This window comes from Citrobacter sp. CK194 (assembly GCF_030333395.1).
Lineage (GTDB): Bacteria > Pseudomonadota > Gammaproteobacteria > Enterobacterales > Enterobacteriaceae > Citrobacter_B > Citrobacter_B koseri.
In genome coordinates, this window is sequence record NZ_JAOWGA010000018.1 from 429,392 (window position 1) to 442,217 (window position 12,826).

Below are 12,826 nucleotides of genomic sequence, written 5' to 3' on the forward strand. Positions count from 1 at the left end.
ATAAGCGAGGTCTTTATGGACGAGAAGAAATATCAGGTGTTCGTTAGTTCAACTTATACGGATTTATTTGCCGCTCGAAAGAAGATTATCGAGACTGTGTTGAGCCTGTATCACTTTCCTGTTGGCATGGAGATGTTTAGTGCTGACGATTCGGAACAGTGGGATATCATTAAGGAAACCATAGAGGCCAGCGATTACTATGTAATTATTATTGGTCAGAAATATGGTTCAATTGCTAAATCAGGAATAAGCTATACAGAAATGGAGTATGATTATGCAAAAGAGCTAGGGATTCCTGTATTGGCTTTTATTCGTAATCCAAGTGTAGGAACAACTCCAGAAGAGCGAGAACACGATTTTTCTAAAATGCAACTTTTAGAAACTTTTATTCAAAAAGCAAAAGCTAATAAAATGTGTGATTTTTGGGATTCAATCGATGATTTAGCAACTAAGGTTGCAATTGCATTGCCGAAAATTATGCGAAGAACACCTCGCGTAGGGTGGGTTCGCGGTAATGAGATGATGTCTAAAGAGATCTCCATGGAGTTAGCTGAGCTTTCAACAGAAAACAGGAAGTTGAGAGAAAAAGTTAGAATGTATGAAAGCCAATTGTCTGCTGATGCTCCTTCATTAAAATTAACTATGATTGAAAGTGATCTGACCTTCAATCTTGCCAGTATGAATGACGAACCATATCCAGAGCCATTAACCAAAGCAGATATACCTGAAAAGTACGCTAGGTTTATAACCGAAGCGCAATTGCAAGATTATAATAATAAGCTGCCAACTATTGAACAAGTTAATAGTTATAATAAAAAATTATTCTTGCATAAGTGCTATTTGGAGCAGTCTTTAAAAGTTGTTCCAGAAATTGAAAATATAGGTAAGGTTGTTGCCACTGATATTTATGTGCATATTGAACTGCCCGATTTCTTGGTTGCGCTGAATACGCGTAATGAGAGTATATTTACTACGCCGCCTAAACTCGAAAAACCCGAATCACCAATGGAGAGTTTGGAAAGAAGAAATTTTTCTCTTAACGCTCTGGCTGCAATTAGAGATCCATCACAAAGGAAATTATTCAAAGATTTTGATTTGCCGGGTTTGGCTTTTCCGAATGAAAAAATTGAGCGTTATGTTAAAAATATCACTCCATTAAATGCGTCTAGTTGGATTGATTATGATAAAGGGAAGGTTATTCTTAGAGCTAAGAAATTAATTCAGAGTCTGTCTGTTGTTTTCGATGAGGTAACGTTAATTCCTATAAAAAGCGGAGAGGGGGAGATCTATTTTAAAATCATTTGCGAAGAGCTTAAGGAGCCAATAGTTTTAAGTCGCCGCGTTACTGTCTACAGGTAAAATTTCAAAAGTTGTGCTGTAGCCTGTAGAACCCCCCTCGGTTGCCGCTGGCCTTACCCGGCGGCATCCTTACCCCATGAATACTTTAAATTCACTGCAGGAAATCGCACGCGCGATCCGCAATCTTATCCGCACCGGCATCGTGACCGACGTCGACCTCGACGAGGGGCTGTGTCGCGTCCAGACCGGCGGCATCGAAACCACCTGGCTTAACTGGCTCACCTGTCGTGCCGGTCGCTCACGCGTATGGTGGGCTCCGTCCGTTGGCGAGCAGGTGTTATTGCTGGCCATCGGCGGTGAGCTCGACACGGCCTTTGTGCTGCCGGGCATTTTCTCTGACGACAATCCCGCGCCGTCAGCGTCACCTGATGCGCTTCATGTGTCCTTTCCTGACGGGGCGGTCATCGAGTACGAACCCAAAAACGGCGCGCTCACAGTGTCAGGTATCAAAACTGCCGACGTTACCGCGTCAGATACCATCACGGCCACCGTGCCGGTGGTGCTGGTGAAAGCCTCGACCCGCATCACGCTCGATACACCTGAGGTGGTATGCACCAACAAGCTGACGACCGGCACACTCGAAGTGCAGAAAGGCGGGAAGATGACCGGAAACATTGAGCACACCGGCGGGAAACTGACCTCAAACGGCGTGCAGGTGGATGACCACGCACACGGCAACGTACAAAGCGGCGGAAGCTGGACTAAGGGGACGCAATGACAGTGCGTTATCTGGGTATGAACAGACAGACCGGCTTCAGTATCTCTGAGATTGAGCATATCAGGCAAAGCGTGCGCGACATTCTGGTCACACCGATTGGCTCGCGCGTCATGCGCCGTGAATACGGCTCGCTTCTGTCGGCGCTGATTGACCTGCCGCAGACACCGGCGCTGCGCCTGCAGATTATGGCCGCATGCTATTCCGCAATCCAGAAGTGGGAGCCGCGCGTCAGCCTGACGACTATCACCTTTGAACGGTCAGAGACTGACGGCGGGCTGTATGTCGACATTACCGGCACGCGCTCGGTGAACGGCCAGTCCTTTTCCTTCACCATTCCACTGAGTTAAATGCTATGGCAATTGTTGACCTGAACCAGCTCGCCGCGCCCGATGTCGTTGATGTGCTGGATTATGAGACCATCCTCGCAGAGCGTAAGGCGACGCTCGTCTCGCTTTATCCTGAGGAACAGCAGGAGGCCGTCGCGCGCACGCTGACGCTTGAATCAGAGCCGATTGTCAAACTGCTGGAGGAAAACGCCTACCGGGAAGTTATCTGGCGACAGCGCGTTAACGAGTCCGCGCGCGCGGTCATGCTGGCCTACGCCGCCAGTGCAGACCTCGACCAGATAGGCGGAAATTACAACGTCGAGCGCCTTGTCATCACCCCTGCAGACGACACGACGTTTCCGCCGACGCTAGCCGTTATGGAGTCGGACACCGACTACCGTTTGCGCATTCAACAGGCTTTTGAGGGGCTGAGTACCGCAGGCTCAACCGGCTCATATCAGTTTCATGGCCGCAGCGCCGACGGGCGGGTGGCGGATATTTCCGTCATCAGTCCTGAGCCAGCGTGCGTGACCGTGTCCGTGCTGTCGCGCGAAAATAACGGCGTGGCCTCTGACGAGCTGCTCGCCATCGTGCGTAACGCGCTGAACGATGAGGACGTCCGGCCGGTTGCCGACCGTGTGACCGTACAGTCAGCGAAAATCGTCGACTATAAAATCATCGCATCGCTTTACCTGTACCCCGGTCCTGAAAGTGAGCCGGTGCTCAGTGCGGCAAAAGCAAAGCTGCAGGCGTATATCAGCGCGCAGCACCGGCTCGGGCGTGATATCCGCAAATCAGCCATTTATGCTGCCCTCCACGTCGAGGGCGTGCAGCGCGTCGAGCTGGCCGCGCCAGTGGCCGATATCGTGCTCGATGAGACTCAGGCGTCATGGTGCAGTGAGTACAGTGTGACTATCGGGGGCAACGATGAGTAATACCCGACTGTTGCCGGTGGGCTCCTCACCGCTTGAGGTGGCGGCGGCGCGCGCCTGCGCTGAGATTGAAAATACTCCCGTTCCCCTGCGCCGACTCTGGAGCCCTGACGACTGCCCGGCAAACCTGCTGCCGTGGCTGGCGTGGGCGTTTTCCGTTGACAGATGGGATGAGAAATGGCCGGAGGAGACTAAGAGGGATGTGATCCGTAATGCGTGGTACATCCACGCGCACAAGGGAACGATAGGTGCGGTGCGCCGCGTGGTCGAGCCGCTCGGCTACCTGATAAACGTGACTGAGTGGTGGGAAACCAGTGACCCGCCCGGCACGTTTCGACTCGATATCGGTGTGCTGGAGACCGGTATCACTGAGGAAATGTATTACGAAATGGAGCGGCTTATTGCTGATGCAAAGCCAGCCAGCCGCCATCTTATCGGCCTCAATATTATTCAGGACATACCCGGCCATATGTACACCGGAGCCCTGACTTATGACGGCGACATCATCACGGTTTACCCAGGGTAAGTGAGAACAAAATGACAGTGAAATACAAAACGGTCATCACCAAAGCCGGTGCCATCAAGCTGGCTGCGGCGACCATCCCCGGCGGGAAAAAGGTAAATTTTACGGCGATGGCCGTCGGTGACGGCGGTGGCACACTGCCAACTCCTGACCCAAACCAGACAAAGCTCGTCAAAGAGGTCTGGCGTCACGCACTGAACAAAATCAGCCAGGACAGGAAAAATAAAAATTACGTCGTGGCGGAGCTGCTTATCCCGCCTGAGACCGGCGGTTTCTGGATGCGCGAGCTCGGGCTCTATGATGACGCTGGTACGCTGATTGCGGTCGGCAACATGGCCGAAAGCTACAAGCCCGCGCTGGCAGAGGGGTCAGGGCGCGCGCAGACCGTGCGCATGGTCATCATGGTGAGCGACATCGAGTCAGTCGAGCTGACCATCGATACTTCAACGGTGGTGGCAACGCAGGACTACGTCGACGACAAACTCGCGGAGCATGAACAGTCCCGCCGCCATCCTGACGCCACGCTCACCGCAAAAGGTTTCACACAGCTAAGCAGTGCGACAGACAGCACGTCTGAGACCGTCGCAGCGACGCCGAAAGCGGTTAAAGCGGCGTATGACCTTGCGAAAGGTAAATACACAGCTCAGGACGCCACCACGGCGCAAAAGGGTATCGTCCAGCTCAGTAGTGCGACCGACAGCGCGTCTGAGACCGTCGCAGCAACGCCGAAAGCGGTTAAGGCGGCATATGACCTTGCGAAAGGAAAGTACACGGCTCAGGACGCCACCACGGCGCAAAAAGGTATTGTCAGGCTAAGCAGTGCTACCGACAGTGTATCGGAGCTGCTCGCAGCGACGCCAAAAGCCGTCAAAACAGCATATGACCTTGCTGATACAGCAAACAAAGCGGCTAAACTGGCTGACGATAATGCTGACACACGGTTACTCAAGACAAGTAATCTTTCGGATATCCCTGATAAAGCGAAAGCCCGTTCTGCTCTGGAGCTGAAAACAGCAGCAACCAGGGAGGTCACGACATCTGCCTACGATACAACGGCAGACAGGGTAACAAAGGTTGGTGATTATGGTCAGGGAACAGTTAACGGGCTGGCGTCGCTAAAATCCATATTTGACATTACCTGCACAGGTAAACATTCAGCTCTCGGTATTGGTGCTGGAGCTTCAGCGACACAGGGTATGCCTGCAAATTCTGGTAATACGCGCTTTTCAGTAGAAGTAGACAGTATTTATACCAATCAATACTGGGTCACTCTTCGCAGTTATACGCAAACTTATACTGGGATAGTAAATACTGAGAATAAAACAGCATCATGGACGCAGTATTACACCGAGTCGAATAAACCTGCGGCTTCAGATGTCGACGCTGTTTCTGCTTCGCAGGGAGGGGTATTTCAGAAACAAGTACAATTCAGTCAGGGATTACGGCTGGCGAACGCGGACTACCTTGCCGGGATTGATTACGGTTCGGATTCCGCTTCGTTTAGTGGGGCAAACTTATTGCTGAAAAGCTGGTATGGCATCGGTTTTTACAGCAATTATCCGAGCACGGGTGAGCTTGGTGTGATGGGGTATGTGAATGTCCGTATTGGTCGTCTGGAAATGAAAGAACAAATCATTCCGGGCAACTATGGGAACTTTGACAATCGTTACTATACGCAAGCAGTTGCGGATGGCAGATTCCAGCCTAAAGGTAACTACACCCCGGCAGGACAGGCCTATACCAAGGCTGAAAGTGATGGCCGTTTTAACCTGAAAAATACAGCAAGTAAAAACTCCAATGGATGGCATAAGGATTCCAGCACAGGAATAATTATCCAGTTCGGTAGCGGCGGTTATACAAATGGAGGCCGGATCACGTTCCCTACTGCATTTCCCAATGCCTGTCTCTCGGTAACCGGAAATGATACAGGGTCAGGAATTGTCAAGGTATCTCTTGGGGCGCGAAATACCACCGGTTTCACAATGTATTCTGAACAAAGCAACGTTTCTCTTAACTGGATAGCGATAGGTTACTGATATGGCGATTTTCTTTAGCCCTTCGAATATGGGTTTTTATGATGATGTTATGAAAGCTGACTACGAGACTGCTAATTCATGGCCTGCTGATCTCACTCCAGTTTCTGAAAGATGGTATCAGAGCCTAATTAAGGGGCAGTCTGAAGGAAAAGTAATCACTCTGAATGAGTATGGTTATCCCGTTCTTTCCGACCCGGAACCACCGACGCAAGAACAGCTGGTTAGGGAAGCTGAGAGCAAAAAACTGAAGCTGATGCAGGCCGCAGGGGATGCCATTGCGCCACTGCAAGATGCTGAAGAGCTCGGAATTGCCACAGAGGCTGATACAGCATTACTCATCCGCTGGAAGCGTTACCGGGTGATGTTAAACCGCCTCGATACGAGCTCAGCACCCTCGATAGAATGGCCTGAACGTCCCGCCTGACCTGAGCCCTCCCCCGGAGGGCTTTCTGTTTGTTGTCTCATCCTCCTGCAAACGCTGTTTTATCGCGCTTGTAGAGTGCATAACTGAAAATAGTCGCACCCCCTAACCACGGAGTTAAACAGATGGGCGACTATCATCACGGCGTCGAGGTCATCGAGATTAACGATGGCACGCGCACCATTTCCACCGTCTCGACGGCCATCATCGGCATGGTCTGCACGGCCAGCGATGCAGACGACAAGACATTTCCCCTAAACGAGCCGGTACTGATTACCAGTGTGCAAACTGCGATCGGTAAAGCCGGTAAACAGGGCACGCTGTCAAAATCCCTGCAGGCCATCGCCGACCAGTGCAAACCGGTCATTGTGGTGGTACGCGTTGCCGAAGGTATCGATGACCCGGAAGAGCCGGAAGCGGCGCAGAAAGAAACCATTTCGAACATCATCGGCACGACCGACGAAAACGGCAAATACACCGGGCTGAAAGCGCTGTTAACGGCGAAAACAGTCACCGGCGTTAAGCCGCGCATTCTCGGCGTGCCGGGGCTGGATTCTCTGGAGGTGGCGACCGCGCTTGCGTCGACCTGTCAGAGCCTGCGCGCGTTTGGTTATATCAGCGCGTGGGGCTGCAAGACCATTTCCGAAGCCATTGCCTACCGCGAGAATTTCAGCCAGCGCGAGCTGATGGTCATTCACCCTGATTTTCTGGCATGGGACACCACGGCGAACGAAACTGATATCGCATGGGCGACCGCTCGCGCATTAGGGCTGCGCGCCAAAATCGACCAGGAGACCGGCTGGCACAAAACGCTCTCTAACGTCGGCGTGAATGGCGTCACCGGTGTCAGCGCCTCGGTCTCATGGGATTTGCAGGAAAAGGCCACTGACGCGAATCTGTTAAATCAGGCCGGTGTCACCACGCTGATTCGTAACGACGGCTTTAAATTTTGGGGCAACCGCACATGCTCGGATGACCCGCTTTTCCTGTTTGAAAACTACACCCGCACGGCGCAGGTGCTGGCCGACACGATGGCGGAGGCGCACGCGTGGGCGATGGATAAGCCCGTTTCGGCAACGCTCATCCGCGACATCGTCGCCGGTATCAATGCCAAATTCCGCGAGCTGAAAAATAACGGCTACATCGTTGACGGCTCCTGCTGGTACGACCCGGAGTCAAACACCGTGGAAACCCTGAAAGCGGGGAAACTGTATATCGATTATGACTACACCCCCGTCCCGCCGCTGGAAAACCTGACCCTGCGCCAGCGCATCACCGATACCTATCTGGCAGACCTGTCAGACTCGGTCAACAGCTAAGGAGCTCAGAGCATGGCGTTACCACGCAAACTCAAATACCTGAATATGTTTAACGACGGTCTCAGCTACATGGGCGTCGTTGAATCCGTCACCCTGCCAAAGCTGACCCGCAAGCTGGAGAAATACCGCGGCGGCGGGATGCCGGGCTCGGTGTCGATTGACCTCGGGCTCGATGACGATGCGCTGTCGCTTGAGTGGACGCTGGGCGGTCTGCCTGACGTCGAGCTGTGGGCGCAGTACGCGTCACCGGGCGCAGATAGCGTGCCGTTGCGTTTCACAGGCTCATTCCAGCGCGATGACACCGGCGCTATTTCCGCCGTTGAGGTGGTCATGCGAGGCCGTCACAAAGAGTACGACGGCGGCGAGAACAAGCAGGGCGAAAGCGGCACGACCAAAATCGCGACCGAGTGCTCGTACTACCAGCTCACGATCGGCGGCAAAGAAGTCATCGAGATTGACGTCATCAACATGGTGATGAAAGTCGACGGCGTCGACCGTCTCGCAGAGCATCGCCGGGCGATTGGCCTGTAACCCCTTAACCGGTCAGTGATGCTGACCGGTCACTTAACTTTGACGAGAGAAACATCATGGAAAACATCAACGAAACCGCCATCACCGAAACCGAAAACCCGAATATTGTGATCCTCGATAATCCCGTCATGCGCGGTGAGCAAAAAATCGAACAGGTGACGCTGACCAAACCCAACGCCGGAACCCTGCGCGGTGTCAGTCTGGCCGCGCTGGCAAATTCTGACGTCGACGCGCTGATTAAAGTGCTGCCGCGCATGACGTACCCGGCGCTGACCGAGCCCGAGGTCATGCGTCTGGAAGCGTCAGACCTGATTTTGTTCGCCGGTAAGGTGGTCGGTTTTTTGTCGCCATCTTCGGCTCGCTGACCTTCCCGGAAAACCTTACGGTCGATGACCTGATGGCGGATATCGCGGTGATATTTCACTGGCCGCCATCAGAGCTCTATTCACTGAGCGTGACCGAGCTCATCACATGGCGCGAAAAGGCGCTACAGCGAAGCGGACACCACCATGAGCAATAACGTCAGGATTGAGGTACTGCTGAACGCAGTAGACCGGGCAAGCCGACCGCTTAAAGCTATCCAGACTGCCAGTAAATCCCTTGCCGGCGACATCCGCAATTCTCAAAACAGCCTGCGCGATCTGAATGCGCAGGCGTCCAGAATTGACGGATTCAGGAAAGCGAGCGCACAGCTTGCCGTGACTGGTCAGTCGCTTGATAAAGCGAAACAAGAGGCTGCAGCACTGGCCGTCCAGTTTAAAAACACAGAAAACCCGACTAAAGCGCAGGCGCGCGCGATGGAGGCGGCAAAGAAATCCGCCGCTGACCTGCAGCTCAAATATAACGGGCTCAGGCAGTCGGTACAGCGCCAGCGCACCGAGCTCGCACAGGCCGGGATAAACACCCGCACGCTGTCGGCAGACGAGCGACGCCTGAAAACCAGTATCAGCGAGACAACCGCACAGCTTAACCGGCAGCGTGAGGCGCTGGCGCGTGTCAGTGCGCAGCAGGCGAAACTAAGCCAGGTGAAAGAGCGATACAAATCAGGCAAGGAGCTTGCGGGAAATATGGCCGCTGCAGGTGCTGCCGGTGTTGGTATCGCTACTGCAGGAACGATGGCCGGGGTGAAATTGCTGATGCCTGGCTATTCGTTTGCACAGAAAAACTCAGAGCTGCAGGCGGTGCTCGGTGTAGAGAAACTGTCACCCGAAATGGAGGCGCTGCGCAAACAGGCGCGCCAACTCGGTGACAATACCGCCGCGTCTGCAGACGATGCGGCGAGCGCTCAAATTATCATTGCGAAAAGCGGCGGGGATGCCGAGGCCATTCAGGCGGCGACGCCGGTCACACTGAATATGGCGCTTTCGAATCAGCGCTCAATGGAGGAAAACGCCGCCCTGCTGACGGGGATGAAATCAGCGTTTCAGCTTTCCAACGACCAGATCGCACACATCGGTGATGTTCTCTCAATGACGATGAACAAAACCGCTGCCGACTTTGACGGGCTGAGTGATGCGCTGACCTATGCCGCGCCGGTGGCGAAAAATGCCGGTGTCAGTATCGAGCAGACCGCCGCAATGGTCGGCGCATTGCACGATGCCAAAATTACCGGCTCGATGGCGGGAACGGGTAGCCGTGCAATCCTGAGCCGCCTGCAGGCACCGACCGGTAAAGCGTATGAAGCAATCAAAGAGCTCGGTGTCAAAACCTCTGACGACAAAGGAAACACGCGCCCGATATTTTCCATCCTAAAGGAAATGCAGCGCAGTTTTGAGAAAAACAATCTCGGTACCAGCCAGCGCGGCGAGTACATGAAAACCATCTTCGGTGAAGAGGCGAGTTCGGCGGCAGCGGTGCTGATGACCGCAGCGTCGACCGGCAAGCTCGACAAACTCACCGCGGCGTTTAAAGCCTCGGACGGGAAAACTGAGGAGCTGGTCAAAATCATGCAGGACAACCTCGGCGGCGACTTTAAAGAGTTTCAGTCCGCTTATGAGGCCGTGGGTACAGACCTGTTTGACCAGCAGGAGGGCGCACTGCGCAAACTCACGCAGACGGCCACACGATATGTTTTAAAACTCGATGGCTGGATCACACGCAATAAATCACTCGCGACCACTATCGGTGTTATTGCCGGTGGCGCACTGGCATTGATTGGCATTATCGGCGGAATTGGTCTGGTGGCGTGGCCGGTGGTGATGGGTATCAACGCGATTATCGCCGCAGCGGGTGTGCTGGGAACAGTTTTTACAGTTACAGGCGGCGCGATAGCGACAGCACTCGGGGCAATCAGTCTGCCGGTGGTAGCGGTCGCCGGTGCGGTGGTGGCTGGGGCGCTCCTGATACGCAAATACTGGGAGCCAATAAGCGCATTCTTTTCGGGCGTGGTGGAGGGACTTAAAGCGGCCTTTGCGCCGGTGGCGGAAATTTTCGCACCGCTCGCACCGGTATTCGATTCTTTCATGGATAAATTGCGCGGGGTCTGGCAGTGGTTTAAAGACCTGATCGCGCCGGTTAAGGCCACGCAGGATACTCTCGACAGTTGTAAAAATGCGGGTGTGATGTTCGGTAAAGTGCTGGCCGACGCACTGATGTTACCGCTCAAAAGTTTCAATAAATTGCGCAGCGGCGTTGACTGGTTACTGGAAAAGCTCGGTGTTATCAATAAAGAGTCGAGCGACCTTGACCAGAAGGCAGCAAAAGCCAGCGCCGCAACGGGCTCGCAAAACGAGCCATACATCAGACCAAACGCGGCTTACGGTGGTTTTCATTGGTATCAGCCAGTTCCAGCTCCCGCCGGGAAGACTTACGTCGACCAGAGCAAGCCTGAATATAACATTCACCTGAATGGTGGTATCGCGCCGGGTAGCGACCTCGACCGCCAGCTCCGCGAGGCTGTCGATAAACTCGACCGAGAAAACCGTGCGCGTCAGCGCTCAAGTATGCGTCATGACTGAGGGGGATAAAGCATGTTAATGGTGTTAGGTTTATTTGTATTTGAACGCCGCACTCTGCCGCATCAGTCGATGCAGTATTCGAAGGACTACCGCTGGGCGTCAAATGACCGCATCGGAAAACCACCGGCTTATCAGTATCTCGGGGAGGGCGAAACATCACGCACGCTTTCAGGCGTGCTGTACCCCGAAATCACCGGCGGACGTCTGTCACTGACAGCCATTGAGCTGATGGCCGATGAGGGCAGAGCGTGGCCGCTCATTGACGGTACGGGCATGATCCACGGCATGTATGTCATCGATAAAGTGACCCATACACACACCGAATTATTCAACGACGGCGCGGCAAGAAAAATCGAGTTTAGCCTTTCGCTGAAACGGGTCGATGAGTCGCTCGCGGCCATTTATGGCGACCTGAAAACGCAGGCTGACAATCTGGTGACGTCTGCCGGTAACTGGCTGGGAGGGCTGGCGGGGTGATTACAGGTATGAATATTCAGGCCGGGGCAAAGATAGCCCCGGCGTTTATGCTCAAGCAGGATAACGAAGATATTACGCAGGATTTTAGCGACCGGTTAATCAGCCTGACCATGACGGACAATCGCGGATTCGAGGCCGACCAGCTCGATATCGAGCTCGATGATACCGACGGGCAAATCGCACTGCCCCCGCGCGGCGCAACGTTAACGCTGTGGCTGGGCTGGCAGGGTAGCGGCCTGATAAAAAAAGGCACTTTCACGGTCGATGAAATCGAGCACCGGGGTGCGCCTGATACGCTGACCATCCGGGGGCGCAGCGCTGATTTTCGCGGGTCGCTGAACTCCCGCAGGGAACAGTCATGGCACGACACCACGCTCGGCGTCATTGTTGAGACCATCGCGGCGCGCAATAAGCTGGAGGCCAGCGTGGCCGACACGCTGAAAGCGATCCCCGTTCCCCACATTGACCAGACTCAGGAATCCGACGCGGTGTTTCTGTCCCGCCTGGCTGACCGCAACGGTGCGTCAGTATCGGTGAAAGCGGGGAAACTGCTATTCCTGAAAGCCGGGAGCGGTAAGACGGCCAGTGGGAAATCCATTCCACTGATGACTCTTGAGCGCGGCGATGGCGATCATCATCAGTTTGCCATCGCTGACCGCGAAGCCTACACGGGCGTTACGGCGAAATGGCTTCACACCAAAGACCCGAAGCCACAGAAGCAGAAGGTGAAACTTAAGCGCAAGCCCAAAGAGCAGCACCTTCGAGCGCTGCAGCACCCGAAAGCGACCAAAGCCCCGGCAAAGACTAAAGCCAAAAAAGAGCAGGAAACGCGCGAGGGTGAGTACATGGCCGGTGAGGCTGACAACGTGCTGGAATTGACGACGATTTACGCCACAAAGGCGCAGGCCATGCGAGCCGCTCAGGCAAAGTGGGACAAGCTGCAGCGCGGGGTTGCGGAGTTCTCAATCTCGCTGGCGATTGGCCGTGCTGATTTATTTCCTGAAATGCCGGTGGCGGTAAAAGGCTTTAAGCGCATCATAGACGAACAGGCTTGGATAATCAGCCGGGTGGTGCATAACCTTAACGGGAGCGGCTACACGACGGGCTTAGAGCTTGAGGTTAAGGTTTCGGATTTGGAATACACAACGGAGGAGATGGTCGAGGGGTGAGCTTCCAAAATGGTGAATTATTGGGTATCATTTATTCATAAAAGGTGAATTGAGGGTG

Annotated in this window: 14 protein-coding genes; all 14 read left to right on the top strand. The window is 53.9% G+C overall.

Annotation, left to right across the window (positions count from 1 at the left end; all coding sequences use genetic code 11):
- Positions 1 to 15 precede the first annotated feature (15 nt).
- The 14 genes from OGX80_RS13790 (at position 16) to OGX80_RS13855 (ending at position 12,768) form a co-directional block, all read left to right on the top strand.
- Positions 16 to 1,359 carry a DUF4062 domain-containing protein gene (locus OGX80_RS13790; RefSeq protein ID WP_286471279.1) on the top strand — a complete coding sequence of 448 codons (1,344 nt, stop codon included), beginning with the start codon at positions 16 to 18 and terminating at the stop codon, positions 1,357 to 1,359.
- Positions 1,360 to 1,435: 76 nt separating this feature from the next.
- Positions 1,436 to 2,077, top strand: a complete 642-nt coding sequence (locus OGX80_RS13795) for a phage baseplate assembly protein V (protein ID WP_286471280.1) — start codon at positions 1,436 to 1,438, stop codon at positions 2,075 to 2,077.
- The gene (locus OGX80_RS13800) at positions 2,074 to 2,424 is read left to right on the top strand and encodes a GPW/gp25 family protein (protein ID WP_286471281.1); all 351 of its coding nucleotides are present in this window, start codon (positions 2,074 to 2,076) and stop codon (positions 2,422 to 2,424) included. Before OGX80_RS13795 ends, OGX80_RS13800 begins: the two co-directional genes overlap by 4 nt.
- Positions 2,425 to 2,429: 5 nt before the next feature.
- A complete protein-coding gene (locus OGX80_RS13805; RefSeq protein ID WP_286471283.1) occupies positions 2,430 to 3,338 on the top strand; it encodes a baseplate assembly protein in 909 nt (302 codons plus the stop codon).
- Positions 3,331 to 3,861, top strand: coding sequence for a phage tail protein I (locus tag OGX80_RS13810; RefSeq protein WP_029883553.1), 531 nt, complete (start codon positions 3,331 to 3,333; stop codon positions 3,859 to 3,861). Before OGX80_RS13805 ends, OGX80_RS13810 begins: the two co-directional genes overlap by 8 nt.
- Before the next feature lie 11 nt (positions 3,862 to 3,872).
- A complete protein-coding gene (locus tag OGX80_RS13815) occupies positions 3,873 to 5,894 on the top strand; it encodes a phage tail-collar fiber domain-containing protein (protein WP_286471285.1) in 2,022 nt (673 codons plus the stop codon).
- 1 nt (position 5,895) lies between these two features.
- The gene (locus OGX80_RS13820) at positions 5,896 to 6,318 is read left to right on the top strand and encodes a tail fiber assembly protein (protein WP_286471287.1); all 423 of its coding nucleotides are present in this window, start codon (positions 5,896 to 5,898) and stop codon (positions 6,316 to 6,318) included.
- A 122-nt stretch (positions 6,319 to 6,440) separates the two neighbouring features.
- Complete coding sequence (locus tag OGX80_RS13825; RefSeq protein WP_286471288.1) at positions 6,441 to 7,634, top strand: phage tail sheath protein; 1,194 nt, start codon at positions 6,441 to 6,443, stop codon at positions 7,632 to 7,634.
- 12 nt (positions 7,635 to 7,646) lie between these two features.
- Complete coding sequence (locus OGX80_RS13830; protein WP_286471289.1) at positions 7,647 to 8,165, top strand: phage major tail tube protein; 519 nt, start codon at positions 7,647 to 7,649, stop codon at positions 8,163 to 8,165.
- A 56-nt stretch (positions 8,166 to 8,221) separates the two neighbouring features.
- Positions 8,222 to 8,530: a phage tail assembly protein gene (locus OGX80_RS13835; protein WP_286471291.1), complete on the top strand. Its 309-nt coding sequence runs from the start codon at positions 8,222 to 8,224 to the stop codon at positions 8,528 to 8,530.
- A complete protein-coding gene (locus OGX80_RS13840) occupies positions 8,527 to 8,685 on the top strand; it encodes a GpE family phage tail protein (RefSeq protein WP_310817351.1) in 159 nt (52 codons plus the stop codon). The genes OGX80_RS13835 and OGX80_RS13840 overlap by 4 nt, the downstream gene beginning before the upstream one ends.
- Entirely contained in the window at positions 8,675 to 11,122 is a 2,448-nt protein-coding gene (locus tag OGX80_RS13845; protein ID WP_286471292.1) for a phage tail tape measure protein, read from the top strand. The genes OGX80_RS13840 and OGX80_RS13845 overlap by 11 nt, the downstream gene beginning before the upstream one ends.
- 12 nt (positions 11,123 to 11,134) lie before the next feature.
- Complete coding sequence (locus OGX80_RS13850; protein ID WP_029883057.1) at positions 11,135 to 11,599, top strand: phage tail protein; 465 nt, start codon at positions 11,135 to 11,137, stop codon at positions 11,597 to 11,599.
- Positions 11,596 to 12,768: a phage late control D family protein gene (locus OGX80_RS13855; RefSeq protein WP_286471294.1), complete on the top strand. Its 1,173-nt coding sequence runs from the start codon at positions 11,596 to 11,598 to the stop codon at positions 12,766 to 12,768. Before OGX80_RS13850 ends, OGX80_RS13855 begins: the two co-directional genes overlap by 4 nt.
- Positions 12,769 to 12,826 lie beyond the last annotated feature (58 nt).